The organism is Streptomyces sp. BR123, assembly GCF_013401435.1.
Classification (GTDB): Bacteria; Actinomycetota; Actinomycetes; order Streptomycetales; family Streptomycetaceae; genus Streptomyces.
In genome coordinates, this window is sequence record NZ_JACBGN010000029.1 from 17,343 (window position 1) to 43,146 (window position 25,804).

The 25,804-nt window shown below is 72.7% G+C and carries 22 protein-coding genes and 1 pseudogene; 3 read left to right on the top strand and 20 right to left on the bottom strand.

What is annotated here, in order from left to right:
* Positions 1-185 precede the first annotated feature (185 nt).
* On the top strand, positions 186-1,457 hold the full coding sequence (locus HYE82_RS07470; protein ID WP_179173146.1) for a sodium:proton antiporter: 1,272 nt from the start codon (positions 186-188) through the stop codon (positions 1,455-1,457).
* Between the two features lie 273 nt (positions 1,458-1,730).
* Here the strand turns inward: HYE82_RS07470 and HYE82_RS07475 are convergent, their stop codons facing one another.
* Positions 1,731-2,492, bottom strand: a complete 762-nt coding sequence (locus tag HYE82_RS07475) for a maleylpyruvate isomerase family mycothiol-dependent enzyme (protein ID WP_179173147.1) — start codon at positions 2,490-2,492, stop codon at positions 1,731-1,733.
* An 89-nt stretch (positions 2,493-2,581) separates the two neighbouring features.
* On the opposite strand from HYE82_RS07475, the pseudogene HYE82_RS07480 reads away from it, so the two are divergent.
* Positions 2,582-2,739: pseudogene (locus HYE82_RS07480) on the top strand (transposase); the annotation flags it as partial.
* A 295-nt stretch (positions 2,740-3,034) separates the two neighbouring features.
* Here the strand turns inward: HYE82_RS07480 and HYE82_RS07485 are convergent.
* From HYE82_RS07485 to HYE82_RS07515, 7 genes are all read right to left on the bottom strand, one after another.
* The gene (locus HYE82_RS07485) at positions 3,035-3,862 is read right to left on the bottom strand and encodes a thioesterase II family protein (protein WP_179173148.1); all 828 of its coding nucleotides are present in this window, start codon (positions 3,860-3,862) and stop codon (positions 3,035-3,037) included.
* A gap of 5 nt (positions 3,863-3,867) precedes the next feature.
* The gene (locus HYE82_RS07490) at positions 3,868-4,632 is read right to left on the bottom strand and encodes a thioesterase II family protein (protein WP_179173149.1); all 765 of its coding nucleotides are present in this window, start codon (positions 4,630-4,632) and stop codon (positions 3,868-3,870) included.
* The gene (locus HYE82_RS07495; RefSeq protein WP_179173150.1) at positions 4,629-5,228 is read right to left on the bottom strand and encodes a 4'-phosphopantetheinyl transferase superfamily protein; all 600 of its coding nucleotides are present in this window, start codon (positions 5,226-5,228) and stop codon (positions 4,629-4,631) included. The genes HYE82_RS07490 and HYE82_RS07495 overlap by 4 nt, the downstream gene beginning before the upstream one ends.
* A gap of 53 nt (positions 5,229-5,281) precedes the next feature.
* Complete coding sequence (locus HYE82_RS07500) at positions 5,282-6,862, bottom strand: amino acid adenylation domain-containing protein (RefSeq protein WP_179173151.1); 1,581 nt, start codon at positions 6,860-6,862, stop codon at positions 5,282-5,284.
* Positions 6,859-10,038 (bottom strand): non-ribosomal peptide synthetase, encoded by a 3,180-nt coding sequence (locus HYE82_RS07505; RefSeq protein ID WP_179173152.1) that lies wholly within the window; start codon positions 10,036-10,038, stop codon positions 6,859-6,861. The genes HYE82_RS07500 and HYE82_RS07505 overlap by 4 nt, the downstream gene beginning before the upstream one ends.
* Positions 10,039-10,050: 12 nt before the next feature.
* The gene (locus HYE82_RS07510) at positions 10,051-10,329 is read right to left on the bottom strand and encodes a phosphopantetheine-binding protein (RefSeq protein WP_179173153.1); all 279 of its coding nucleotides are present in this window, start codon (positions 10,327-10,329) and stop codon (positions 10,051-10,053) included.
* A gap of 143 nt (positions 10,330-10,472) precedes the next feature.
* Positions 10,473-11,390 carry a LysR family transcriptional regulator gene (locus tag HYE82_RS07515; RefSeq protein WP_179173154.1) on the bottom strand — a complete coding sequence of 306 codons (918 nt, stop codon included), beginning with the start codon at positions 11,388-11,390 and terminating at the stop codon, positions 10,473-10,475.
* A 214-nt stretch (positions 11,391-11,604) separates the two neighbouring features.
* Between HYE82_RS07515 and HYE82_RS07520 the strand changes: the two genes are divergently transcribed.
* On the top strand, positions 11,605-11,826 hold the full coding sequence (locus tag HYE82_RS07520) for a hypothetical protein (protein ID WP_179173155.1): 222 nt from the start codon (positions 11,605-11,607) through the stop codon (positions 11,824-11,826).
* Here the strand turns inward: HYE82_RS07520 and HYE82_RS07525 are convergent.
* The 12 genes from HYE82_RS07525 to HYE82_RS07580 form a co-directional block, all read right to left on the bottom strand.
* Positions 11,820-14,771, bottom strand: a complete 2,952-nt coding sequence (locus HYE82_RS07525) for a BTAD domain-containing putative transcriptional regulator (RefSeq protein ID WP_256986990.1) — start codon at positions 14,769-14,771, stop codon at positions 11,820-11,822. The two genes, HYE82_RS07520 and HYE82_RS07525, sit on opposite strands and share 7 nt — an antisense overlap.
* Before the next feature lie 170 nt (positions 14,772-14,941).
* A complete protein-coding gene (locus HYE82_RS07530) occupies positions 14,942-15,265 on the bottom strand; it encodes a hypothetical protein (protein WP_179173156.1) in 324 nt (107 codons plus the stop codon).
* 19 nt (positions 15,266-15,284) lie between these two features.
* Positions 15,285-16,889 (bottom strand): D-alanine--poly(phosphoribitol) ligase, encoded by a 1,605-nt coding sequence (locus tag HYE82_RS07535; protein WP_309144229.1) that lies wholly within the window; start codon positions 16,887-16,889, stop codon positions 15,285-15,287.
* Between the two features lie 30 nt (positions 16,890-16,919).
* Complete coding sequence (locus tag HYE82_RS07540) at positions 16,920-17,441, bottom strand: flavin reductase family protein (RefSeq protein ID WP_179173157.1); 522 nt, start codon at positions 17,439-17,441, stop codon at positions 16,920-16,922.
* 10 nt (positions 17,442-17,451) lie between these two features.
* Complete coding sequence (locus tag HYE82_RS07545; RefSeq protein WP_179173158.1) at positions 17,452-19,023, bottom strand: amino acid adenylation domain-containing protein; 1,572 nt, start codon at positions 19,021-19,023, stop codon at positions 17,452-17,454.
* Positions 19,023-20,057, bottom strand: a complete 1,035-nt coding sequence (locus HYE82_RS07550) for a hypothetical protein (RefSeq protein WP_256986991.1) — start codon at positions 20,055-20,057, stop codon at positions 19,023-19,025. Before HYE82_RS07550 ends, HYE82_RS07545 begins: the two co-directional genes overlap by 1 nt.
* Entirely contained in the window at positions 20,054-20,656 is a 603-nt protein-coding gene (locus HYE82_RS07555; protein WP_179173159.1) for a 4'-phosphopantetheinyl transferase superfamily protein, read from the bottom strand. Before HYE82_RS07555 ends, HYE82_RS07550 begins: the two co-directional genes overlap by 4 nt.
* Positions 20,653-21,804 carry an acyl-CoA dehydrogenase family protein gene (locus HYE82_RS07560; RefSeq protein ID WP_256986992.1) on the bottom strand — a complete coding sequence of 384 codons (1,152 nt, stop codon included), beginning with the start codon at positions 21,802-21,804 and terminating at the stop codon, positions 20,653-20,655. The genes HYE82_RS07555 and HYE82_RS07560 overlap by 4 nt, the downstream gene beginning before the upstream one ends.
* The gene (locus HYE82_RS07565) at positions 21,797-22,999 is read right to left on the bottom strand and encodes an acyl-CoA dehydrogenase family protein (RefSeq protein ID WP_309144230.1); all 1,203 of its coding nucleotides are present in this window, start codon (positions 22,997-22,999) and stop codon (positions 21,797-21,799) included. Before HYE82_RS07565 ends, HYE82_RS07560 begins: the two co-directional genes overlap by 8 nt.
* A complete protein-coding gene (locus HYE82_RS07570) occupies positions 22,996-23,253 on the bottom strand; it encodes a phosphopantetheine-binding protein (RefSeq protein WP_179173160.1) in 258 nt (85 codons plus the stop codon). Before HYE82_RS07570 ends, HYE82_RS07565 begins: the two co-directional genes overlap by 4 nt.
* Before the next feature lie 74 nt (positions 23,254-23,327).
* Positions 23,328-24,440: an acyl carrier protein gene (locus HYE82_RS07575; RefSeq protein ID WP_179173161.1), complete on the bottom strand. Its 1,113-nt coding sequence runs from the start codon at positions 24,438-24,440 to the stop codon at positions 23,328-23,330.
* Positions 24,437-25,804, bottom strand: a 1,368-nt coding sequence (locus HYE82_RS07580; protein WP_179173162.1) for a TrpB-like pyridoxal phosphate-dependent enzyme, incomplete at its 5' end; no start/stop codon positions are given. The genes HYE82_RS07575 and HYE82_RS07580, both read right to left, overlap by 4 nt.

Sequence of the window (25,804 nt, forward strand, 5' to 3'; positions counted from 1 at the left end):
CCAGGAAGCTACCCGGTGACGGCTGATTCCGCCAGGTCAAGGCCCGGCAACGAGGGTTGCCACGAGATTGCCGTACACAGCCCGTCAACGTCGCGTAAGGAAGGTGTAAAGTCCGTCCCGGCGTGCCGGGAAGTCTGGTCGGCGAACAAGGGGACAACTCTCTTCGCAGATCGGGGCTTCCTGTCGTGGTACTCGTCGCCGTCTTCGGTGTCGCACTGCTCATCGCGGTGCTCCTGTCCGGTCTCGCCGCCCGGACCGTGCTGTCCACCTCGCTGTTGTTCCTGCTCGGCGGAGCGCTGGTCAGCGACGGGTTCCTCGGGCTGGTCCACATCACCGCCGACAGCGAGATCGTCGCGGTCACCGCGGATCTGGCTCTGTTCGCCGTCCTGTTCACCGACGGCATGCACGTCTCGTTCCCCAAGCTGCGCGAGAACTGGAAGAACCCGGCCCGCGCTCTGGGCCTGGGCATGCCGCTCGCCATGGCCGGCATGGCGCTGATCACCCACTACCTGGCGGGCCTGGACTGGACGACGTCCTTCCTCGTGGGCGCGGTCCTCGCGCCCACAGACCCGGTGTTCGCCTCCGCGATCGTGGGCCGCAAGGAAGTGCCGGCCAGGCTGCGGCAGCTACTGAACGTCGAGAGCGGCATCAACGACGGCCTCGCCCTGCCGGTGGTTCTGCTCCTCATCGCCGCCGCCGGACCGACCTCGAAGCACGCCGAAGCATCCCTGAGCATGATCAGCCTGGAACTGGCGCTGGGTCTGCTTTCCGGCGTGGCGCTGCCGCTGGCGGTCGCCGCCCTGGTGCGGTTGCGGCTGCTGGGTGCCGAGCCGAAGCTCCAGCCGCTGCTCGCGCTGGCCACCGGCATCATCCTGTACGGGCTGTGCCACCTCACCCACGCCAATCCCTACCTGGCGGCGTTCTCCGCCGGCGCGGTCCTCGCTTCCGTCTCGCCGCAGGACAAGACTGCCTTCGAGCCGCTGGGCGAGTCGCTGGCAGAGCTGGCCAAATTCGCCGCCCTGCTGGTCTTCGGCGCGCTCCTGACCCCGCAGCTGTTCGGGGACCTGTCGCTGGGCGGGTACGCGGCGGTCATCCTGGCGATCGTGCTGATCCGCCCCGCCTCCCTGCTGGTGTCGCTGATCGGCACCGGCTTCGAGCGCCGGCAGAAGCTGGTGGCGGCCTGGTTCGGCCCCAAAGGCTTCGCCTCCGTGGTCTACGGACTGCTCGTCCTCCAGGCCGGCATCCCCCAGGGCCAGCAGGCGTACACGCTGATCGCCGTGTGCATCGCCTTCTCGATCATCGCCCACAGCAGCACCGACGTCCCGATCGCCCGCCTGTTCCACGTGGACGAGACCGACGCGCCCTCGGCCACCGGGCCGCAGAGGGCAGCAGGACCGGAGGCTGCGAGCAACCCGTCCGCGCCCGCCCCCCGGTCGGGGACAGCGGTGATCCAGTGAGCCGGACCCGTCACAGCCGGTGCGCCGACGCGTGTGAGGTTCCTTCACGGACGCGGCGCGGCGGTGCCTGCGACCAATTCATCGGTGAGAAGCGGCCGCTTCCGGGGAGGATCGGGTCGCACCGACGAGCAGGCGGAACCGGCTCCCCCACCCGTGGCAGCTGCGCTGTGGCAGGAAGCACGCCGGTGCGCAGGGCCGTACCCGGCCGATGCCGCGCGGAGGCGGAGCTGTTCGCGATGTTCATCGAGGCCGTCCGCTGGCGGGGTTGACCGGCTACTCCTCGGGCTCCCAGGCGATCAGCCGCTCGAACACCTGTCGGTCGCCCTCGATCTTCAGGTCGCTCAGCGTGAGGCGGCCCCAGACGAAGAGCAGTAGCTGCTCGGCCGTGCCCGTGGCCGAAGCGGAGGCGGGCGCGGCGTCGTCCGGGAGGGGTGCGGGCCAGGCGCCGGTGCCGTCCAGCGCGAGGAGCCAGGAGCGGCCCTCGGTGGCGTGGTAGTGGATGGTGGCGGCCTCGTGCGGCCAGGCCGCCGGAGTGGAGTTGCAGGTGTCGAGAAACTCGGCCACGCCGTCGATCGCGACGTCCGCCGGCATCGGCTGCACGGCGCCTGCCGCGAGCTGGGCGTCGTAGGTGTGCACCAGCACCTCGTGCACCCGGCGCCGGGCAACGCCCCACGCATTCGCCGGCGACACGCCGGCGCCCCACCACACCCAGCACCCGCGCTCCGGGCCAGCCTCGCGCAGCGCGCTCAGCAGCAGCTCGTTCGACTCGGCGTACCACGCCAGCAGCGCCTCGAGCTCGCGCGGCACCTCCCCGGCATCCTTGGCCGGCGGAGCCGCGGCCGGGCCCGCGGCGACGATCGCGGCCCACCAGCGCTGGCCCGTACCCAGGTGCTGCACCAGATCGAACAACGTCCACTCGGGACAGGACGGCACCGGCGCGTCAAGGCTGGGCGCGGCGGCAACCGCACTCCGGAACGCGGCCGACCGCTCGTCGATCAGTTGCAGCAGGGCGGAATACTCAAGACTCTCTGTCACATCGCTTACCTATCAACCCAGCTCAGTCGACCGCACCCTATTTTCCGGGCCGCCGGCTGTGCGAGCTCAGAGCACCCAAGAGAAGGCAGGACCGTGGTTGCCTGCAGGGCATCCTGTTCGTGCTGCACACCGGGACCCGGGGAGAGTGGCTGCCGCAGGAGCTCGGCTTCGGGCCCGGGATGACGTGCTGGCGCCGGTTGCGGGACTGGCGCGAGGCGCCGGGGTGTGGAACCGGCTGCGCCAGGTCTGCTGACGACAACTTTGCAACGAGGCTTCAGAACGTCTTTTGCGAGGGTCGGGAAGCATCGTTCAATACAGGCCCGCGTCACGCGAACTCACGCTGATGTCTGGATCAACCCGATCCTTACTGCCAAATAGCCCACATGCGCATACGCGAACCAGCACCGGCAGCCCACTCCAGGGGGATCGCCGGAAGTCTCTCCGGCAAGCTGATCGCGGTGAGCACATCCGACCGCGCGGGGTGTTCAGGGCCGCCTTGTGGCGCGCACCGCCGGACGGGAGCTCGGGACGATTCGTGAGAGCTACGCGCTACTCGAGAACTGTCGGGTTCGGGAGGGGCCAGGCGGCCTCGGCTTCGCGGCCTCGGCGGTGGGGGGCGTCTGGCGGGTGAGGAGGTCCTGGAGACAGGTCAGGAAGCGGGCTTCGTGCTCGCGGAGGTAGAAGTGGCCGCCGGGGAACATCCGGAGGGTGAGGGGTTCCAGGGTGTGGTCCTGCCAGGCGGCCAGTGCCTGCACCGTCAGGCGGTCGGCGGTGCCGGCGAGGACTGTTGTCGGGACCGGCAGGGGTACGGCCGGGCGGTGGCGGTAGCCGGTGATCAGGCGGAGGTCGGTGCGGAGGGGGCGGGCGACCAGGGCGCGGAGCAGGCGGGAGTCGATGATTTCCGGGGGGATTCCGCCGTGGCGGTCGGCCACCGCGCGGAGGAGTTCGGCGTCGGAGAGCCGGCCGGGGTCCGTGGTGGTGTGCGGTATGTGCGGGGCCGGGTAGGCGGACACCACGAGTTCTTCCGGGAGGCGGCGGCCGGCGTCGCGCAGCGCGCGGGTCGTTTCGTAGGCGAGCAGGGCGCCGAAGCTGTGGCCGAAGAACGCGTAGGGGCGCTGCGGTCCGCCGAATTCTGCATCGGCGAGCAAGGCGGCGACCAGGCTGTCGATGTCGTCGCTGTCCGGCTCGTGGTGGCGGGGGCCGCGGCCGGGCAGTTGGAGTACGTGGAGTTCGACGGACGGGAGCAGTTCGGCCCAGCGCAGGTATTCGACCGGGTTTCCGCCGGCATGCGGGAAGCAGTACAGCTGCGCGGCGCCGGGGCGGGGCGGGCCGGAGAGCAGCCAGGGGCGGAGCCGGCTCTTCGTGGCCAAGGCGCTCAGCTCCTTCCGGCCGTGGCCAGGATGCGCTGCGAGAGGCGGGAGAGCAGTTCCTCAGCGCGGTCCTGGAGGTAGAAGTGGCCGCCGGGGAGCGGCAGTTTCTCGGTGTTGCCCGACGAGTGCCGGGCCCATTCGTCAGCCGGGCCGGCGGCGTCCTCGTCGTCGGTGCCGTAGGCCACGATCAGAGGGATGCCGAGGGGCTCTGCGGGAGCCGGGCGGTAGGTCTCGATGAGGGTGTAGTCGGCCCGGAGGGCGGGCAGGACGAGTTCCCGCAGTTCCGGTTCGGCGAGCACGGCGCGGTCGGCCGCGCCCATGCCCAGTACGTCGGCGATGATCGCGTCGTCGCCCTGGAGGTGGATCGCGTTGCCCGTGGGGAGGCGGTGCGGGGGCGGGAAACCGCTCACGACCAGGCCGGCCGGCCGCACTCCGTGGACGTCGGCCAGTACGCGCACGGTCTCGTAGGCGATGGCGGCGCCCATGCTGTGGCCGAAGAGCCAAAGGGGGCGGTCCGCGAGGGGCGCGAGGGCGGCGGCGACTTCCCGGGCCATGTCGGCCATGGCGGTGACGACGGGGTCGGCGAAGCGGTCGTGGCGGCCGGGGTAGCAGATGGCGAGGGCTTCGATGCGGGAGTCCAGGTGCCGGGGCCAGTCACGGAAGGCGGACGGGGAACCGCCGGCGTGCGGCAGGCAGACCAGGCGGGCGAGTGGGTCGTGCTCGTGCGGTTCGGCGGCCGCGAGCGGGTGCAGCCAACGCTGGTCGGTCACTGGGGTGTTCCTCTCTCGGTGCTGCTGAAGGCGCAGGTCAGGGGTATCGGTGACTGGTGTCGCAGGCTCACCCAGCGGTAGTCGCCCCAGCTGCCGGCCCGACCGCCCGGAGGCACGTCGAGGCTGAACGCGGGTCCCGCGAGGCCGGTTCCGGTGGCTTTGCCGCAGGCTTCCTTCACGGTCCACATCCAGGTGAACTCGCGGGCCCGGTCGGCCGGTGGCAGTGCGGCGAGCTGGTTCCGGCGGGTGGGCACGGACCAGCGGAGCAGCTGGTCGGAGACGTCCTGCGGCGGGGACTGGACGTCGACGCCGACGGCACGGTCGAGAGCCACGCCGACGGCGCAGGCGTCGGCGACGTGGCTGACGCTGATGCCCAGCCGTGGGTGGCCGAGGAGGACCGGCCGTCCGGAGGGCATGTAGCCGATGTCGGCGCATGCCGCGGCGGGGAAGCGGTCCCGGAGCAGGGCCCGGAGCAGGCCGCGGGCGCGCAGCCGGTCCGTGCGCCGCTGCGCAGGCAGTTGCCGGGCGGTGCTGCGGTCGGCGGCGGTCGTGAAAAGGGTCAGCGGCGTGTCCTGGGAGGTGGGGGCCAGGGCCACCCAGACACCGGGACCCACCTCGATGCGAGGCGAGGTCCCGGCGGGTGGCGGTGTCACCGGGTGGTGCCCGTCTCGGCCAGGACCCTGGCCCGGTCGACCTTGCCGGTGACGCCCAGCGGGAGGTCGGTGTGCAGCCGGATCTCGGACGGGATCATGTAGTCGGGCAGGGTCCGCAGGAGGGCACCGCGCAGCGCGGAGCGGAAGATGACCGGGTCGTCGCGGTCGGCCGGCTTCAGCGGGACCACGTCCGCGACGAGCCGGTCGCCGCCGTCGGCGCGCTGTTCGACGGCGACGATGGCGTTGCGGACGCCTTCGACGGCCTGCAAGGCCGCCTCGACCTCCTCCAGTTCGATGCGGAATCCGCGGATCTTGACCTGTCGGTCGGCGCGGCCGAGGAACAGCAGTTCCGGGCCCTGGACGGCGACCAGGTCACCGGTGCGGTAGTAGGTGCCTTCCCGGCCGGGGAGGGAGACGAAGCGTTCGGCGGTCAGGTCGGACCGGCCGAGGTAGCCCTCGGCAACGCAGGGGCCGCCCAGGTAGAGCTCCCCCGTGCCGCCGTCGCCGACTTCCCGGCCGGCTGCGTCCAGGACGACGGAGACGTGGCCGGGCAGGCAGTGCCCGATCGGGACCCGGTCGCCCTGCCAGCCCTGGCCGATCCAGTACAGGGTGGCGGTGACCACGGTCTCGGTGGGGCCGTACGTGTTGCAGACGGGGATCGACCCGAGGGGGCCGTTGGCCCAGCGGCGGACCACCGCGGGATTGACCGCCTCCCCACCGAAGATGATCCCGCGCAGCGAACCGAGGCAGTCGATGTCGTCCTGCGACAGATCCTCGCCGAAGAACGCCTCGAAGTAGGCGGTCGTGCATGAGATGTACGTGACGCCGTGGGCGCGGACGCGTTCGAAGAGCTGGCGGCCGGTCCACAGGGCCGCGCCGCGCAGGAGCACCGTCGAGCCGTTGGCCAGGGGGGCCCACATTTCCTCGACGGCCGCGTCGAAGCTGGGTGACGCGAAGGACAGCAGGATGTCCTCGGCGGTCATGCCGTAGCCCTCCAGGGCGCCGAGGAGGTGTACGGCGAGCCCGTGGTGGCCGACGGCGACGCCCTTGGGGCGGCCGGTGGAGCCGGAGGTGTAGATGAGGTAGGCGCGGTCGTCGGACGTGGCGCGGTGCGGGCGGATCCGCTCGACCCGGCCGCTGTCCTTGTCAGGGGCGGCGGGGACCATGACCGGTTCGGTGGGCAGGCCCGTCGCGGTGGTGCCGTCGACGGTGGCGAGGACGACGCGCGCGCCGGTGTCGTCGAGGACGTACCGGAGACGCTCCTCGGGCAGCCGCGGGTCGATCGGTACCCAGGCGGCACCGACGAGCCAGGCGCCCAGGGCGGCGGCCATGAACGCGGGGTTGCCGGGTCCCACCAGGGCGACGGCGTCCCCGCGCGAGCAGCCGTGCGCGAGGAGCCGTTCGGCGACCTCGTGGGCCGTGTCCCACAGCAGGCGGTAGGAGACCTGGTCCCGGCCGCAGAGCACGGCCGTCTTGTCGGGGTGGCGGTGGACGTGGGACTCGATCAGGTCGAGGACGGTGCCGCCGGCGGGGGTCGTGGGGGCGGCTTCGGCGGTGGACGGGAGGGTGGCGGTCATGCGGTTGCTCCGCGGTCGTGGGTGAGGCGGTCGGCCAGGGCCCGGACGGTGGGGGTCCGGAAGAACTCGACCACCGGGACGCGTGTTCCGGTGCGCTCCGCGACGGTGCTCAGGAGCCGCAGGACGTCGAAGGAGTTGCCGCCGAGCAGGAAGAACGACTCGTCGGCGTCGGTGGGCTGGTTGCCGAGCAGTTGGGTCCAGATGTCCCGGACCAGGGCCTCCGCCGGCGTCGGGGTCCAGCTCCCGGCCGACCGCGTGGCGGTGGCCTCGGCGAACTCGCCGAGGGCGAAGCGGTGCAGCAGGGTCTTGCGGTCGATCTTGCCGTTGTCGGTCAGCGGCATGGTGTCCAGGGCCAGGATGTGCCGCGGGACCATGTACGGCGGAAGTTCGGCCCGGAGGGCGTCGCGCAGCGCCCGTGCGTCGACGCCTTCGCCGGGCGCCGGCAGGACGAACAGGCACAGGGCCGCCTGTTCGCCGGTGCCGTGCACCGCGCCGGCGGCGGCCCGGACGAACGGCAGCTTTTCGGCCGCGACCTCCAGCTCGCCGAGCTCGATGCGGTGGCCGCGCAGTTTGACCTGGGAGTCGCGGCGGCCGAGGAACACAAGGGTGTCGTCCTCCGCGAGGACGGCCAGGTCGCCGGTGCGGTAGACACGGCCGGTGCCGTCCGGGGCGGGCAGGAAGGCCGCCGTGGTGCGCTCGGGGTCGTGGAGGTAGCCCTCTGCCGGGCAGACGCCGCCGAAGGACAGCTCGCCCACGGCGCCCGGCGGCACCGGGCGGCCGTGCCGGTCGAGGAGGTGGGTGTCGACGCCGGGGAGGGTGTGTCCGATCGGCACGTGGGAGGGCCGCCGGGGGTCGGGACCGCCGGTCAGTGCGTGGCCGGTGACGGCGTGCGTCTCGGTGGGACCGTAGAGGTTGACGAGGGTGAGGTGCTCGTGACGGTCGAGGAGCCGGTGGGAGCGGCTGTCCAGGTGGAGCTGCTCGCCGGAGACACAGACGTGCCGCACGCTCGCGAGCGAGTGCCCTCCGTCGTGGACGGCGTCGGCGAACGCGCCGAGGACGGCGACCGGCAGGTAGACGTGGGTCAGTTGCTCATGCTCGGTCAGCGCGGCGACCTGGGCGAGGTCGCGCCGGTCGACGGGGCCGAGCCCGTGGACCGTGCCGCCGGCCGCAAGGGTCGGGAAGATCTCCTGGTAGGAGACGTCGAACCCGAGTGGCGCGAACTGGAGGAAGCGGGTCAGGGGGCCCATCTGCAGGGCGTCGATCTGCCAGTGCAGCAGGTTGACCAGGGCCGGCTGGCCCATCAGCACGCCCTTGGGGCGGCCGGTGGAGCCGGAGGTGAACATGACGTAGACGGGGTCGGTCCCGTCCGCGGCCTCGGGTGCCTCGGCCCCCGCGCCTGCCTGCTGGAGCTCGGCGACCGTCGTCCGCTCCGGCTCGTCGGGCACCGCTTCCCGGGAGCCGATGACCAGCGAGCACCGCGAGTGGCTGATCATGTAGGCCAGGCGGTCCGCGGGCAGGGTGGTATCGAGGGGGAGGTAGGCGGCTCCGCACCAGAGGACCGCCAGCATCGCCACGACGGTGTCCGCGAGGCTCTCCGGGACGACAGCGACGACGTCCCCGCGCCGCACCCCGCGCCCGTGCAGACCGGCGGCCGTGCGTGCGGTGCTGTCCAGCAGCTGCGCGTACGTGAGCCCGGTGCCGCGCGGATCGGTGACCGCGAGCCGTTCGGGGTGCCGGTGGGCGGCCTCCCGGACCAGCCCGACCAGACCGCCCGGGCTGTCGGTACGTGCCTCGGCCGCGCGCAGGAGCCCGGGCACCGTGCGGGTGGCCAGGCCGGCGGTCAACCGCGGCAGAGAGGTGCGCGGGTCCGCGGCTGCCCGGAGCAGCACCTGCCGGTACTCGTCGAGGAACCGCTCGGCGTACCGGGCGGGGAAGACGTCCTTGTCGTACTCGACCTCGATCAGCAGGCCGTCCTCGACCGGGGTGGCGCCGAGCCAGAAGTCGAAGCGTGCGGCCTGCTGCGAGACGAACTGCACCGTTCCGTGCAACCCGTCGGCGAACTCCAGCCGGGTGCGCAGCTCGTCCTGCATGGCGAACATGCACTGGAACAGCGGGTTGCGGTTGGTACTGCGCTCCGGCGCGGCCTGTGCCACCAGGGCGTCGAAGGGCACGGCCTGGTAGCGCTTCGCCTCGCGCACCACCTTGGTGACGGCCGCCACGTGCTGGTCGAACGGCACGTCGCGGGCCGGCAGGACGAGCGGCAGGGTGTTGACGAAGTAGCCGGCGAGGTCGTGCGAGGCGATCGTGCGGCGGGTGGAGAACGGGCTGCCCACGACGACCTGTTCCTGGCCCGCGTACTCGCCCAGCAGGGCCGCGTAGCAGGCGAGCAGCACGGCGAAGGGGGTGGTGGCAAGCTCGCGCGCGGTGCGCTCGACGAGCGCCCGCTCCTCGGTGCCGAGCAGCAGGTTGAGGTCCGCACCGGCGAAGTCGGTGTTCGCCGGGCGGGTGGGCACCGGGTAGAGGGTGGTCGGCGGTACTCTGTCCAGCTCGGCGGCGAGCCGCTTGACCTCGCCGGTCTCGACGGCCGCGTCGGTCGCCCGTACTTGGGCGGCGAGTTCGGCGGTGAGCAGGCGTTCGCGCTCGGCGGGGTCCGGGCCTGCTGCGCCGGCCGAGCCGGGCGCGCCGGTGGCGCCGGTGGCGCCGGTGGCGAGGCGGTAGCTTTCGGACAGTTCGTCGAGCAGGGCGGCCATGGAGACGCCGTCGCTGACGGAGTGGTGGACGTTGCACAGCAGGGCGCTGCGGCCCGGTGCGGTGAGCAGCTTGAAGCGGCACAGCGGTGCCGTCCGCAGGTCGACCGCGAGGCGGGCGAAGGCGGTGCTCTCCTCGTCCAGCAGGCGCTGCCAGTCGGCGCCGGCGGCCGCGCCGGCGCTCACCTCCAGCGGGACGGTGCCGGTCGGGGTGATCCGGGCGCGGGCCTCGCCGCCGTCGAGGACGAACTCGGTGCGCAGGGTCGGCTGGAGGTCCAGCAGCCGGCGCAGGGCGGCGGCCATCGCGTCCGGGTCCGCCTCGCCGTCGAAGGTGATGCGGAAGCTGATGTTGTAGAGGTCCTTGCGCTCCATGGCCTCCTGGATGAAGAGCAGGCTGCGTTGGGAGGCGGTGACCGGGATCTCGCTCATGTGCCGCTCCCCTCAGTTCCAGGACGCGACGAAGGCCACGAGGTCCGCGACCGTGACGACGTCGGCGAGCCGGTACGGGTCGATCTCCTGGGTGGGGTCGACGGCGAGGTCGCCGAGGATGCGCAGCAGCAGGAGGGAGTCGATGCCGAGCGCAGCGAGCTCGGTGTCGGGGGTCAGCGGCTGCTGGCCGAGGCGCCGGGTGATCGCGTCGTGGACTCGGTCGGTGACGGCCGACAGGGTCGCGGCGCCTGCGGGGTCGAGGAGTGGCTGCGGCGTGGAGGAGCCGGTCATGGGCAAGGGCCTTCCTTGGTGCGGGTGGTGGAGGGAGCGGTGGTGCCGCTCCCGGATGGCGGCGTGGGGACCGCTCGGGATGTCGGCCGTTCAGGGCGGCCGGGCCGTCGGCCGGCGGGCGAGCAGGTGCGCGGGGGCGCGGGTCAGCTCGCGGTGAGCACGGGTGCGTCGTCGAGGTGCTGGGCGGCGACATCCATGGCGGTGGCCACCAGGGCGTCCAGTGCGCTGTTGGGGGTCCTGGTCCGCCGGCGGACCACCTGGGTCCACGTCTCGAACGGCGGCGCCCAGTCGATGGCGGCCAGGGTCCCCTCGGCGAGCTCCCGTTCCACGGAGACGAAGGGGATGAACGCCATGCCGATTCCCAGGGCGACGCTGCGTTTGGCCGCGTCGATCGAGTCGAGGTCGAACACGCGGGGGCGGTCCGGACCGTCGAGCAGCCCGAGGGCCTGCTCGAACTGGAGCTGGTAGCCGGCCCGGGTGTCGGCGCGGATGATCGGCGTGGTGCGCAGCACGTCCTCTCCGACCCGGCTGCGGGCCGCCGGGCATCCCGGGCTGCTCACCAGCACCATGGGTTCGGGGCACAGGACCTGGGTCTCCAGTCCCTCGTGCTCCTCGGGGGAGCCGACGACGAAGGCACAGTCCAGGCGGCCTTCGCGGACGGCCGCCACGGCGTCCGGTCCGGCGCCCGCGTGCAGTGCGACCTGGACGTCGGGGTAGCGGCGGTAGAGGTACTCGACCATCGGCAGCAGCCGGTAGCTGGTGAGGCTCTCCACCGTGCCGACGTCGACCCGGCCGTGGGGCCGGCCGTCGGCGACGATGGCCTGCCGGGCCCGTCCGGTGAGCGAGATGATCTCGCGGGCGTAGGGCAGGAGCTGAAAGCCGGCGGCGGTGGGTCTCACCCCGCTCGGCAGGCGCTCGAGGAGGGTGACCCCGAGCCCCTGCTCCAGCGACTTGACGCGGCTGGTGACCGTCGGCTGCGACAGGTTCAGCCGGGCGGCCGCCCTGGTGAAGCTTCCGATGTCAACCACCGCCACGAAGGCGTGGAGTTGGGGAGTGTCCACAGTCCGAATCTCCTCCGTACAGAACTGGACTGCTGTGCGGATTCCATGCTGTGGCGGTGGCCTATCGGTGCCCTACTGGTCCGGTACCGGACGGGAGGTCGTCGGGAGGGCTGGGGTGGTGCGGGATCGATAGCCGTTGAGTGGCGAAGGTCCATACCTTCCTGAACAGCCGGCAACCCGGCTCGTTCCGCACCGCACAACAGGGAGACCCGCCATGCGCACCGCCCGCCTCACGGCCTTCATCGCCACCTTCCTGCTCACGGCCACGGCCGCGGTCGCTGCTGTGGGGGGATCTGTCGCCGACGGCGCCGCCACCACCGGCACCGAGGTGCGGGCGTCCGCGACCGGCGACACCCCGTGGGCCTACCCTTCCCCCGGCCCCGTTGCGGTGGGCTCGTTCGGGAACACCCCGTGGCCTGCCGGCGGGGGTCAGTGACGCAACGGGTCCGGGCCCTGCGGCTCGAATCCGACGTGGGCCGGCAGGCCCGAGTGGTCCGCCTCCAGCTGCGCCAGCTCGAGGCGGACCGCTGCTGCGCCCACCCGGTCCATCGTCCGTTCGCGGATCGCGACCACCTCGCGCAGCAGCCGCTGCGCCTCGCAGGAGCGCCCCAGCCGGGCGTTGACCGCTCCCAGCCGGTGCAGGATCCGCGACTCGCCGGCGATGTCACCGCGTGAGCGCACCTGGTTCAGGATGCTGCGCAGCAGCTGTTCGGCCTCCGGATAGCGTTCGCGGCACTGCATGAGGTCGCTCATCACGAACCGCACCTGCCCCTCCGTGCGCGCGTTGCCGGTGCGGCGGCAGATGTCCATCGCCTGGTCGAGTAGTTCCTCGGCGTCGTCGAGGCGGCCCTGGTCGAGTGCGAGCCGGGCCAGGTGGGCGAGGGTGTTGGTCTGTCCCACATGGTCGCCGACCGCCTGGAAGTCCGCCACCGCCTGCCAGTGCAGCGCCAGGGCGGACGGTTCGTCGTTCTGGCGCTGGGCCAGCATGGCCAGGTTGCGGCGGACCAGCGCGAGGCCGAGGGTGTCGCCCAGTGCCTCGAACGCGTCCTGGGCCGGCTCCAGGGCGCCGCGCGCGGGGATCAGCTGAGAGCGGGTGAGGTACAGCGAGCTCATCGAGAACATGACGGCCGCCCGGCCCCGGATCAGCCCCGCCTCGGAGGCTGCTTCGAGGGCCTTTTCGTGTGTGCGCTGCCAGTCGTCGAAGTAGCAGCGGGACTCGAACATCGTCACCAGGGTGACGGCAAGGTCCCAGCACGCCTCCGCCCGTCCGGTCTCCGCCGCCAGGTCCACGACGTGGCAGAGGTTGGCCCGTTCCGTCTCCAGCCAGGCCAGCGGGTCCCGCAGCAGCCGGTCCACCTGTGCCTCGGGCAGGCGCCAGCGCGGTGCGTCCCCGTGAAGGATGGTGAAGTCTCCTCCGTACAACCGCCGGTGGGCTTCGTCCGCCAGGGCCAGCCAGCCGCCGACGAGCCGGGTCAGGGCGTGGTCCGCCCGGTCGTCGGCCGCGTGCCGCTGCTGTTCCTCGCGGGCGAAGAGGCGGACCAGGGAGTGCAGCCTGTAGTGCGGCTCGCTCGGGGAGGCGGTGCTGTCGACCTCCAGCATCTGCGCGTCCACCAGCGATTCCAGCAGGTCCCCGGCGTCGAACAGGTCCGCGTCCAGCAGCGCCGCCGCCACCCAGGTGGGGACGGAGCCGCCGTCCTGGAGGCTGAGCAGCCGCAGCAGCCGGCGGCCGGTCCCGGTAAGCCCGTCGTAGGTGAGGGCGAGACTGGAGCGGATGGCCAGCTCGCCGTGGGACAGCTCGTCCAGCCGGTGCCTCTCGTCGGAGAGCCGGTCGCGCATCCACGCCAGCGACCAGTTGGGGCGTGCGGCCAGCCGGGCGGCGATGATCCGCAGGGCCAGGGGCAGCCGCCCGGCCATCCGGACCAGGTCCGCAGCCACCTCCGGCTCCGCGGCCACGCGGGCCGGGCCGATGACCGCGGCCAGCATGTCGATCGCCTCCTCCTGGCTGCACACGTCCACGTAGAGGAACCGGGCACCGGGCAGTCCGGTGATCCCGGACTGCCCGGTGACGATGACGGAGGACGTGCCGTTGCCCGGCAGGAGGAGGCGGACCTGCTGGGTGGCGGAGGCGTTGTCGAGCACGATCAGCATGCGTTTGCCGGCGAGCAGGCTGCGGTACATCTCGGCCCGCTCGTCGATCGGTCCGGGGATCTGTGCGCCCGGGATGCCCAGGGCGCGCAGGAACCGGCCCAGCGCGTCGAGCGCGGTCGCCGACGTGGGCTCGGTGCCGGCCAGGTCGCAGTAGAGCTGCCCGTCGGGGAAGTCCCGGACCAGCCGGTGCCCCAGGTGCACGGCGATCGTGCTCTTGCCCGCGCCGGAGGGTCCGGACAGCACCGCCACGGGCGTGGGCCGCCCGTCCCCGCCGGCCAGGAGCAGCTCCTGGGCCGCCTCGACGATCTGGGTGCGGCCGGTGAAGTCCGCGTTGTCGGGCGGAAGCTGGAAGGGCGCGATCCGGCTGGGCCGGGCCGACGGCAGGACGGTCCCGGAGTCTGCGGCCGGGGCACGGGCGGGTGCCTCGGCCACCGGGGCGGCCTCCGGCTCGGTGCCGGGCCGGCGCAGGGCCGGGTCGCCCACCAGGATCGCGGACTCCAGCTCCTGCAGCTGGTCACCCGGCTCGATGCCCAGCTGCTCGACGAGGATGGTCCGCCCCTCCCGGAAGGCCTCCAGGGCCTCGGCCTGCCGGCCCGACCGGTACAGGGCAAGCATCAGCCGGGCGCGCAGTGTTTCCCGCAGCGGGTAGGTGGCCACCAAGGTGGAGAGTTCGGGGACGATCTGGACGTGCCGGCCGAGTTGCAGCTCCAGATCGGCGTACGTCTCCAGGTTGATCAGACGGTATTCGTCGAGCTGGGCGGCCATGGACTGGAGTTTGCCGCTGCGGCTCCCGCTGAGCGCAGGCCCGCGCCACAGGTCGGCCGCGCGCCGGGTGAGCGCGGCCGCTTCCTGCAGGCGGCCCTCCTGCGCGGCGTCGTGGGCCTCTTTCCGGTACCGGGAGAAGAGCGCCAGGTCGAGCCGGTCGCCGGTCGCTTCCAGGACGTATCCGGGTTCCCTGGTGACCAGCCGCGCTCCTTCCCCGATCACGGCGAGACTGGTGCGCAGGGCGGATATACACGTCTGCACCTGCGTACGGGCGGTCACCGGGGGATCTTCGCCCCAGATCGCGTCAATGAGACTCTCCGTACTGACCACCCGGTTGGCCTCGAGGAGAAGGGCGCCGAGCACTACTTGCTGCCGTCCGCGGGGAATGCGACACTCCTCGCCCGACGCCCCCGTTACCTCCAGCGGTCCGAGGACGCGGTAAATGGGTTTGTCGACCGTTGTCGGCATATCGGCGTGGCTCCTTGTTCTCCCGAATGACGGGACGGGATTGCCAAATTAACATGCGCTCACTCGCCGGTTGACTGCCTGTAGCCGTACGGATTAGGCCTTTTCCCTCGCACCTCTTGCGGTCTGCTCAGCGGCGGATACCGGTGCAGCGTACGTGCGGCAGGAGGAAATCAGGCCATGTTTCGAAAGGCTGAAGACGGCCGCGAAATCCATCTCCGGGCAGCGGTCCTCACGGTGCCGGAGAATGCCCGTTGCCACCATTCTGTCAGCCGTACCCCAAGGTCCTCGAGCATATGGGTGAAGCGCCGGCTCTGTTCCGCGGCCGTCACCGCCGCCCGTCCGAAAGCCGCCGTCCCCTCCGGCCCCCGGAGGGTGACCTCCTCGTCGAGGAGCGAGGCGAACGCGTCGTGGTCCCGGGCGTTGAGATGGGTGTGGCCGAGGTACACGTGCTCGACGGACACCCTTTTCGGCCACGGCTCCGGCGGGTTCATCATGCCTCCCTCCTCGACGGGCTCAGCGGGTACCGGCGAGCTGCGCCGCCAGGGCCCGGCGGTCCGCCTTGCCGTTCGGAGAGATCGGCATAGCGTCGAGGACGTGGACCTCGTCGGGCACCATGTAGGGCTGGAGCGTCTGCGAGCAGAACGCGGGCAGGCGGCCGTCGTCGAGGGAGCCGGCCCGGTCCTGCGCCACGACGCACGCCGCGAGTCGGGGTTCGTCCGCCGCGCGCTCGACCAGGAGCACCACGGCCTCGGCGACCTCGGGATGCTCCCGCAGCCGGCGTTCGATCTCGCCGAGCTCGACGCGGTTCCCGCGGATCTGCACCTGGGAGTCCACGCGTCCGCAGAAGTAGAGCTCACCGTGCGGTCCCCGGTACGCCAGGTCGCCGGTGCGCAGGACCAGCTGGCCCGAGCGCGGCTCGGCCGGGTCGAGCACGCGTGCGGCGGCCGACGCGGCAGGGTCGTCCCAGTAGCCGGTGAACAGGGCGGGGGTCCGCAGGTGGATCTCGCCCAGCGTGCCGGGCTCGTCGACCAGTCGGCCGGACTCGTCGACCAGCAGCATCTCGGCACCCGGGTGGGCGTAGCCGATGGACAGCCTCTCCAGGTCCGCGGGCAGCGGCCGTGGTACGTCGGTGAAGGAGCAGGCCATCGACTCGGTCGCGCCGTAGCAGTTGATGAGCCGGGCCTGCGGCAGCAGCCTCTGGAGCTCGCGCAGTTCGGGCAGCGGGAACTCCTCTCCGCAGAACAGCACGCCGCGGATCCCGGTGAGGCCGGCCAACCGTTCGGGCAGATGCCGCAGGGTCTGCCGCCAGATCGACGGCACGCCGTTGACCTGGGTGGCGCCGGTGTCGGCGAGGACCCGAAGGAACCGGCTGGGCCAGCGCAGCAGGTCGCGCGGCACGGGCACCACGGCGGCGCCGGTGCTCAGGGCGAGGCCGATGTCGAGGAGCGAGAAGTCGAACTGGAGGGGCGAGGTGGTCGCGACCCGGTCCTGGGGTCCCACGATGCCCTGCGACAGCATGCCCCGGTAGAACGAGGTGACGGCCCGGTGGCTCATCACCACGCCCTTGGGGCGTCCGGTGCTGCCGGATGTGAAGATCATGTACGCGGGGTCGGTCGGGCACAGCTCGGTCCGGCGGCGGGTCCGCGTCTGCGGCTGCCGCTCCACGCGCAGTCTGCCGGACCCGAACCGGGCCGTCCCCGCCTGCTGGGGAACGTTCTCCCGCGTCCCGTCCCCGGTCTGGATGTGCAGGGCGGCCCCGGTGGCCTCCACGATGGTCCGCAGCCGCTCGTCGGGGGTCTCCGGGCTGACCGGTATGAACGGCAGGCCCGCCATGGAGCAGGCGAGGAACACAGCGATGGCGTGGGCCGAGGTGTGGGATTCGAGGATGACGCGGTCCCCGATGTCGAGTCCGAGGGCGTCGAGGTCGGCGGCGTACGTCCGGGCGAGGTCGCGCAGTTCGCCGTACGTCGTGGTCCGTACGGTGTCATTGGCGACGAACTCGGCGACGGCGGGGCTGCCGGGGGTCGTGGCCGCCGGGGACAGCAGGAGGGAGTGCAGCAGTTCGGGGCGGCCGGCGAGGGGGCCTGCGGCGGTCCGGTTGGACGGTGACGTGGTCACTGGGGTGGGTCTCCTGGGTCTTTCGGTCGGTCAGAGGGACGGGAACTCCGCTGGCGGGAGCCGGTGCGCCTGGCCGTCCAGCAGGACCATCGGGATGTCCGGAGCACAGTCGGCGCGCTCGGCGGTGCCGATCAGCAGGGTGTGGTCGAACGCCTCGACGGTGTCGCGGAGCCGGCAGACGACGGTGGCCACGCAGCCGTCGACCACCGGGACGCCGTCCGACCAGGAGTGGGCGACCCCGTCGAAGCGCCGGGCCGGGTCGCCCGTGGCGAAGCGCTGGGCGAGGGACCGCTGCCCCCAGGACAGGGTGTTGACTGCGAAGGCGCCGCGGTCGCGGATCTCGTGGAGCGTCCGGCTCCCGCTGCGCAGCGACACGAGGATGCTCGCCGGGGAGAGCGAGAGCGACAGGACGGCGTTGGCCGTGCAGCCGGCAGGTCCGTTGTCGGTGGCCGTGGTGATCACCGACACGAAGGTCGGGAAGCGTCCCATGACGCGCCGGAAGGTGCCCTGGTCCAGCAGGGGCGCAGTGGGAAGGGCGGTCTCGATGGTCATGGTGTGCCTCTCAGGCCGCTTCCGGCCGGGACAGGGAGCCGACCAGGGCGGCCCGGTCGACCTTTCCGTTGGCGTTCAGCGGAAGCGCCGGGGTGAACTCGACAGCGGTCGGCACCATGTAGGCGGGCAGCTTCGCGCGCAGGGCGTCGAGGAGTGCGGCCGGGTCCGCCGGGCCGCCGGTGCACAGGGCGTGCAGCACCGGCTCGCCCTTGCGGCCGGGCACGGCCAGGACGACGGCGTCGGTGACGCCGGGCTGCCGCATCAGCAGGTTCTCGATCTCGCCGAGTTCGACCCGGTAGCCGTGGATCTTCAGCTGGTGGTCGAGCCGGCCCAGGTGCACCAGCGTCCCGTCGAGCTGCCTGACCCGGTCGCCGGTGCGGTACCAGTGGTCCGAGGTGACCGGCCCCGAGCCGTCGTACACCGTGGCCCGCCGGCCGTCGAAGGAACAGAAGCGGCCGGTGTTGTCCTGCGGTGCGAGGTAGCCGGGGAACCGCTGGCTGCCGCGTACACACAGCTCGCCCTCGTCGGCCGGGTGTCCGTCCTCGTCGAGGACCAGGTGCTCCTGGCCGGGGTACGGGGTGCCGATCGGCACGGTGGCGTTGCCGGTGTCCGGCCAGTCGGCTGGGTCCGACGGCAGCCGGTACTCGGTCCAGGTGACGGTCATCTCGGTGGGGCCGTAGATGTTCTCCAGCGTGCTGTTCGGGGCGGCGGCCGCCCAGGCCTCGGCGTGTGCCGTCTTGAGGGCTTCGCCGCAGAACAGGCTCCATTGGAGAGTGGGCATGGAGCCGGGTTTCAGGGCGCGCAGCCGCATCGCGATGGCAGCGACCGAGGGGACGGAGTTCCAGTGGGTGATCTGCCGCTCGTTGACGTAGCGCACCGGGGAGAGCACGTCGTTGCGGGTGGGCACGACGAGGGTGGCGCCCGACCCCCAGGAGGCGAACATGTCGTACACCGACGGGTCGAAGGTGAGGTCGAAGGTCTGCGACACCCGGGCGCCGGGGCCGAGCCCATACCGGGGAATGACGTGGCCGAGGTAGGCGGCGATGTTGTCGTGGGTGACAGGGACGCCCTTGGGCCGGCCGGTGGAGCCGGAGGTGAACAGGATGTAGGCGAGGTCGCTGCCCGAGACGGCGCGCCCGGGGAGCTCCGGGGCGGCTGCGGAGGACCGGCCGAGGAGGTCCTGGTCGGTGAGCCGGAGCACCGGGACGGGCAGGACGTCCAGGCCGGGCAGGCCCGCGTCGGCGACCACCAGGTCGAGTCCGGCCTCCTGCACCACGTCGCTGCTGCGGGTGATCGGGAAGGCCGGGTTCAGCGGCACCACCGTCGCGCCGAGCCGGGTGATACCCAGATAGCCGGCGTACGCGAGGACCGAGCGCGAGGCGAGCAGTCCTACCCGGGCCGGCGGGCTGCCGTGCCCGGTGAGGACTGCTTCGGCGACGGATGCGGCGCAGGCGTCGAGGGCGGCGTAGGTGAGGTGATGGCCGTCGACCTCCAGGGCGTTCAGGCCGTCCCCGTAGCGGTGCGCGGACCGCGCGAACCAGTCGTGCAGCCGCGGTCGTGGCACGTCAAGGTGGGTGGGCATCAGTGCTGTTCCTCCTTTTGCACGCGGGTCGTGGTGTTGATGAGGTCGTCGAAGGCCTTCGCGACGACGCCGGGGCGCGGGCGGCCGCGCCCGGCCGAGGTGACGGCGAAGCGGAGGGAGCGGGGCAGCTCCCCCCAACTCGCCGCTGCGGCGTCCGCAGCCGCCCGGGACACCGTCCTGGTGCGCGCCAGGAACGCGAGGCGGTGGCGCTGGTGCCGCGAGGCGGCCCACAGGTCGTCGGCGTGGGCGGCGAGCAGGGCCGGCTCTGCGCAGAACCGGGCGGCGAGGAATTCGAGCGTCTCCGACGGCCCGTAGAGCCAGCGGCCCAACGGCGGGGCGGTGGGCGGCGAGGAGTGCCGTACCAGCCAGCGGTAATGGTCCGTGTCGGGCAGTTCGGAGGCGTTGCCGAGGGCGTGGACGTCCCGCAGGGTGTACTGCGGGGCGAGGGTGCCCATCGGGGTGAGCAGCGCGCGCAGGGCGGTGTCGTCGACGATGCCGGTGTGGGGGTGCTGCTCGCCTTCGGGCAGGAGGGCCGCGAAGCGGTCGGTCACCTGCCAGGCGTCGGCGCGGCCGGGCGCGGGTTCCAGCAGGACCCAGTGCGCTGCGGTGGACACTCCGTACGCCGGGGACCAGGGCACGGTACGCGTGTTGGCGACAGCGAGGACGCGGCCGTTGCGGCCGGCCTCCGCGCGGAGGGCGGCGAGCGCCACGGACCAGTGGGCGGTGCCCCGGTAGACCAGTCGTCCGGTGGTGCTCCCGCCGTCGATGCGGTGGTGGTGGGAGAACGCGAGGTGCCCGCTGGGGTGGTCGGTGCGGACCGCGAGCCGGATGGCCCGGGCGAGCCTGTCGGCCACGTCGGGGAGTTCCGGTTCCAGGTAGGCCACCAGGGCGGCGGTGTAGCAGCTGAGTTCCGGCGTTTGCGCCGGGACGGCGGGCGGTCCGGTCACGCCGCGGGCTGCCGGCGGGGAAGCCGGGGCGGTCTCCGTCCGGTTCCTGCCGTCGTTCGCGACGAAGTTCGTCACGTCGTTCGTCATAACGCCTCCCATGCGCAGCTGAGGGGTGTGTCCGATGTGTCGCGCAGGCTGCGCCAGGTGAAGCCCTTCCAGGTGCCGCTGGTCTGGCCGGGTCCCACGGGAACGGTCCAGGGGCCACCGGCGAGGCCGCTGCCCTCGGCCTTCACGCAGGCCTCCTGCGCGGTCCAGATCCAGGCGAACTCCCGGGAACGCTCGTCCGCCGGGAGGGCGTTGACGGCCTCGTGTTCCGTGGGCACGCAGCGGCGCACGACGCCGGGGGCGAGGTGTTCGCCGGGCTGCTGCACGTCGATGCCGACGGCGCGGCCCACTCCGGCGCAGGCGGCGAAGTGGCCTTCGTCGTGGGCGATGCTGATGGCGAGGTCGGGCCGGTCGGGCAGGCCGGGCTTGCCGTGGGGTCCGGGGGTCACCCGCAGGTTCTCGGATCCGGGCGCCACTTCGGCCAGGAGCCGGCGTAGCAGGGCGCGGCCCGCGAGGAACTCCTCGGCCCGCCAGCCGGCCATGCCGGCCGCGGCCGCGAGGTCGTCCGGGTGACCCTCCGATGGTGCGGTGACGCGTCCCGACACCGCCCAGACCTGCGGGACGATCTCGATGACGTTCATGACGGCAGCTCCGCGAGGAGGGCGTCGGCGGAGCCGGCCACGGCGGTCAGCACGATCTCCGTGGTGCCGCCGCCGATGCTCCACAGGGCCGCCTGGGCCCGGGTCCACTGGGCGCCACCGGCGGCGAAGCCCTCGGCGCCGTGGAGTTGGGCGCATTCGGCCAGGACGGAGTTCACCGTCCGGGCCGCGCCGGCCTTGAGCAGGGCGGCCGCGGCGGTGTCGTGGCGCGCGGCGCGCCTGCCGAGCCGGTCGACGAGGGCGGCGAGCTCGTGGGTGCGGAGCAGGGCGGCGGCGAACCGCTGCTGGATGCCCTCCAACTGCCACAGCGTGCCGTCGCCGTACGCGCGTCCCTGGAGGCGTTCCTTCGTCCGGCGCAGCATGCGTGCGCACAGGGCGACGCCCCACAGGGTGCCGGTGAGCCGTTCCACGGCGATGTGTGCGGCGAAGGACGTCATGCCGCGGCCGACCCGCCCGACGATGTGCTCGCGGGGCAGCTGTACCCGGTCGAGCCGGATGTGCCCGGTGCCCGAGCCGTCGAACAGCGGGGTCTCGGCCGGCTCGACAGTGACGCCGGGTGCGTCCGCGGGGACCAGGACCCAGGTGAAGCTGGTGAAGTGGCGGCTCTCCCGGTGCCGGGCGAGGACGAGCAGGTGGTCGGCGTACAGGGCGCTCGTGATCCAGCGTTTGGTGCCGGTCACCGTGACGCCGTCGTCGTCGACGGCCACGGTGGTGCCGAGGCCGGCGAGGTCGGCCCCGGAGCCCTCGTCGGACGCGGCCAGCGCGACGACGGCGCGGCCGGCGAGGGCGTCGTGCAGGACGCGCGCGGCCGGTTCGCCGCCGAGGGTGAGCAGCGGGACCGCGGTGGCGATCTGGATGCACACCGAGAGGGTGGAGCCGATGCCGAAGCGGGCGTCGACGTCGGTCATGAGCCGGCCGAGGGTGTCGGGGTCGACGCCGGAGGCCGGGTCGCCGCCGCGGTAGGCGGCGGCCAGCCGGTGCGCCCGGCCGAGGGCGGCCCAGACCCGGCGGCCGTCCGCCTCCGGCGGCAGCCCCTCGAACCCGTCGGCGGGGACGGCCGGGGCCGGTGGTGGTGGCGCCGATCCGGCCGCATCTGTCGGTGCGAGCCGGAGCACGGCCTGGTCAGACAAGGCGCACCTCCGGGTCGAGCAGGGTGAGCCGGCCGTCGGCCTGGTGCAGGCGGTCGTTGCTGTAGTTGAGCGGCGCGGAGCGCAGGTCGCGCAGCGCTGCTTCCAGCCCGGTGTCCGAGTCCTTGAGGTAGCCGTCGCGCAGCCCCACGGTGGCGACCAGGTCGTCGACCGCCGCGTGGCACTGCTCCGAAGCGGTGAGCTTCAGGGCGTTGAGCAGCAGCTGGATCCGGGGCTGGGACAGGTCGGCCGCGGCGCGTACGGCCTGCTCGGTGTGGCGGAGCAGGGCGTTGACGGTGTCGAGCTTCTGGCGGGCCGCGGAGAGCCGGCCCAGCAGCAGTTCGGAGCCGAGGTCGAAGCGGCGTCGGCCGGCCGGGCTGCGGAGCATGCGGACGACCCGGGAAAGGGCGCCGGCGGCGGTGCCGAGCCAGGCGGCGGACCACGCGAGGTGGGCCAGCGGTCCGAACACCTCGCTCGCGATGACGGAGAAGGAGCCGTGCTCGCCCACCACCTGGTGGGCGGGGACCGTTCCGGTCAGCCGGAGCGCGACGCTGTGGCTGGCCCGCATGCCCATCGGGTTCCAGTCGCCGCTTGGTTCGACGGTCAGCTGGGCGCGGTCGGCGTAGACGAGGGAGACCTCGCTGGGTGAGGCCGCGTCGGGGGCCCGTACGGTGATCAGGAATCCGTCGGCGTGGGCGCCGCCGGTCACGATCGGGGCGAACCGGTCGATGACCAGGCTGCCGTTGTCGCTGCGGGCCTCGGATTCGGCGGTGAGCAGATGGCCGCCCTTGCCGGCCTCGGTGGTGACCGAGGCCAGGTAGAGCTCGCCGGCGGCGATCCTGGGCAGCAACTCGTCGCGCAGCCGGGGGGCCGCGTGGCCGGTGACGGCAGCGACCTGCTGGCAGTGCATGCCGAGGATCATCGCGACGGACATGTCGGCGCGGCCGAGTTCGACGCAGACGTCGAGCAGGTCGGTCAGGGTGCCGCCGAGACCGCCGTGGTCGGCGGGGACGGTCAGGCCGAGGAGGCCGGACTCGCGCAGCGCGGCGAGCGCCTCGGCAGGGAAGTCGGCGTCGCGGTCGTGGCGGCGGGCGTGCTCGGCGGCGATCCGGGCCACGTGGCGGGCGCGCTCGACGGGGGTGCGTCCGTCGGGTGCGACGGCCGGGGTCCCGGGCGCGAGGGCGGGTGCAGTGCTCACGCCGCGTCCGCCAGGGCCTCGTCGCCGCCGGCGGCTGCGATGGCCTTCCAGAGGGTGCCGGCGGTGGCGAAGGTCGCGTCGTTGAGGTCCTCATCGGGCAGGGAGATGCCGAAGGTGTCCTCGATGGCGAAGAGCAGCTCGATGGACTGCATCGAGTCCAGGCCGAGCTTGCGCAGGTCGGAGCTTTCGGTGAGTTCCTGGTCGCCGAGGTACTTGAGGAAGGGGGCGAGCAGGTCGGTGAAGCGTGTGTCCACGGTGGTACTCCTGTGACGGGTCGGTGGTCGGACATGGGAAGGGGCGGACGTCCGAAAGGTCGGGGGGACGGCCGTCAGCGGGCCTGGGCGGTCTGCACGAGCCGGCACAGGTCGTCGATGCGGTGGAGGTTCTCCGGCAGCAGTTCCTCGGCGGCGAACTCGATGCCGAGCCGTTCCTCCAGGGCTTCGACGATCTCGACGACCTGGAAGGAGTTGAAGCCGGGGACGGCCGTGAGGCAGGGCGCGGCGAGGACCGCCGCGGTGTCGATGCCGAGGACGGCGGCGACGGTCTCGGTCACCGTCTCGCGCAGCGGCGTCCGGGGCACGTCGAACAGGGCGCGGTCGGCGTGCAGCGCGTTGGTGAGGTCGGCCGCCAGGCGGGCCGGCTCGGGGCGGCCCCGCTGCACCCGGCGCATGGCGAGGAACGCCTGTTCGGCGAGCCGGTCCAGCCGCTTCAGGTGGTCATCGGTCCCGGGGGCCCGGCTCCGGCCGGTGGAGGCCAGGAACTCGGCGTGCAGTCGCCGGGAGCGAGCCAGCAGCCAGGTCTCGGTGGTCAGCTGGTCGAGGGCGGCGAACCGGTCCGGGTGGCCGGCGTACGCGGCGGCGTAGGCGTCCACGTCGCCGTACTCGCAGGCCGGGTTGGCCTTCGGTGCCCCGGCCGCGGCCGGTTCGAGGACCATCACCAGGCAGGACCGGGGCAGTTCGGCCCAGTCCAGGAGCCACGCGCCCGGGGAGGCGAGGCCCCAGGGGGTGTGGCTGTGGTAGGCGTCGACGACGCGGGCGCGGTCGCCCTCGGCCGTCACCAGGTAGCTGTGCTGCATGTGCCGCTGCCGGTGGTAGGGCAGCCATGGCATGTCGTAGGTGTCGGCCATGACGTACAGGGGGCCGTGTGCCACGGCCAGTGCGGCCAGTTCCGCGGGCGGTACGTCGTGGCGGCGCAGCCGCTCGGTCAGGCCGATGCCGGCGACTGCGGCCAGCTGGTGCTCGGCTTCCGGCTCGATGGTCGGCAGCCCGTGGGGTCCGGGCCGCGGCGCGAACCGAAGGGTGGCGCCCAGGGCCAGGTGGGTGTCCGGTCCGTGGAAGCGGTCGGCGAGCACGGCCAGGTTGGACTGGACGCAGTCGAGTAGCTCGGCCCGGACGGACGCCGTCGCGTCTGGCAGGGGGGCCGTTTCGACGGTGGTGGTCATCGCCTGCCCCCGAGCGTGCCTCCGAGCAGGCCGCCTGCGGACAGGAGGCCGGCGTGGGGCGGAGAGGAGCCGTCCTGTCCGACCGGGGTGAGTCCGGAGACGGCGCTCATCAGGGCCTGCTCGCTGGGTGCCTCGTCGCCGAGCTCGTCGTTGAGCAGCTGCTCGTACGCGGCGAGGTCGAGGTAGCCGTGGCCGCTGACGCAGACGAGGATGCCCTTCCGGGCGCGCATGCCGTCCGCGCCGGAGGTGGCGAGCTTGGCGGCCGCGGCGAGCGCATGGCCTGACTCGGGGGCGGGCAGCACGCATTCGTTGCGGGTGAGCAGCCGGCCCGCGTCGAGGGCCTCCTGCTGGGTGACGGCGGTGGCGGCGATGTCGCCGGTGTGCCGCATCGCCGAGATGATCTTGGCGGCGCCGTGGAAGCGCAGGCCGGCGGAGTGGGCGTCGGGGATCGGGTAGTCGCTGCCGATGGTGTACATCGCTTCCAGGGGGCCGGACCCGGTGGCATCCGTCTTGTCGTACGCGTACACGCCGCGGGTGAGCTTGGGCGCGGTCGCGGACTCGGCCCCGACCAGCGTCGGGGCCTCGGTGCCGGTGGCCCGGGCCTCGGCGTGGAAGGGCAGGGCGATGCCGCCGAAGTTGGAGCCGGCGCCGACCGCGCCGACGACCATGTCCACCGTGCCGTCCAGGGCGGCCAGCTGGTCCTGCGCCTCGATGCCGATGACCGACTGGTGCAGGATGCTGTAGGTCTCGCCGCTGCCGATGCAGAAGGCGACCCCGTCGTGGTGGGAGGCGTACTCGACGGCCTCGCCGATGGCCAGCGCGAGGCTGTTGCCGATGCCTTCGCCGCGCCGGTCGGCGACGCCGGTCAGCCCGCTCGGGCTTGAGTGGATCTCGGCGCCGAGCATGCGCATCAGCACGCCGCGGTACGGTTTGCGGCGCAGGCTGGAGTCGACCATGAAGACCCGGCAGCGCAGCCCGAACAGTGCGCAGGCGGCGGCCATCGCGGTGCCCCACTGGCCGGCCCCGGTGCCGGTGACCAGTTCCTTCACACCGGCCTGCTTGTAGTAGTGGGCCTGGGCCAGGGCGGTGTTCAGTTTGTGGCTGCCGGAGATGTTGCCGCCCTCGTACTTCATGTAGATGGGCACGCGGGAGCCGATGGCCCGCTCGAAGCCGGTGGCCCGCCACAGCGGGGTCGGCCGGAACTGGCGGTAGGCGGCGAGGACCTCCGCCGGGATGTCCCAGTACTCGCGCTCCAGGACGCTCTGCCGGACCAGCTCCATGGGCAGGTTGACGCCGACTCCGGTGCCCGCGGCGGCCGACTCGGGGGTCAGGTCCGGGGGCATCGGGGTGGACAGGTGGGGCAG

Coding starts and splice junctions, on each gene's coding strand:
- HYE82_RS07500 (WP_179173151.1), bottom strand. CDS start 6,862: ATGACCGCCACCCTCCCGTCCACCGCCGAAGCCGCCCCCACGACCCCC.
- HYE82_RS07505 (WP_179173152.1), bottom strand. CDS start 10,038: ATGAGCGAGATCCCGGTCACCGCCTCCCAACGCAGCCTGCTCTTCATC.
- HYE82_RS07510 (WP_179173153.1), bottom strand. CDS start 10,329: ATGACCGGCTCCTCCACGCCGCAGCCACTCCTCGACCCCGCAGGCGCC.
- HYE82_RS07520 (WP_179173155.1), top strand. CDS start 11,605: ATGCGCACCGCCCGCCTCACGGCCTTCATCGCCACCTTCCTGCTCACG.
- HYE82_RS07525 (WP_256986990.1), bottom strand. CDS start 14,771: ATGCCGACAACGGTCGACAAACCCATTTACCGCGTCCTCGGACCGCTG.
- HYE82_RS07530 (WP_179173156.1), bottom strand. CDS start 15,265: ATGATGAACCCGCCGGAGCCGTGGCCGAAAAGGGTGTCCGTCGAGCAC.
- HYE82_RS07540 (WP_179173157.1), bottom strand. CDS start 17,441: ATGACCATCGAGACCGCCCTTCCCACTGCGCCCCTGCTGGACCAGGGC.
- HYE82_RS07545 (WP_179173158.1), bottom strand. CDS start 19,023: ATGCCCACCCACCTTGACGTGCCACGACCGCGGCTGCACGACTGGTTC.
- HYE82_RS07550 (WP_256986991.1), bottom strand. CDS start 20,057: ATGACGAACGACGTGACGAACTTCGTCGCGAACGACGGCAGGAACCGG.
- HYE82_RS07555 (WP_179173159.1), bottom strand. CDS start 20,656: ATGAACGTCATCGAGATCGTCCCGCAGGTCTGGGCGGTGTCGGGACGC.
- HYE82_RS07575 (WP_179173161.1), bottom strand. CDS start 24,440: ATGACCACCACCGTCGAAACGGCCCCCCTGCCAGACGCGACGGCGTCC.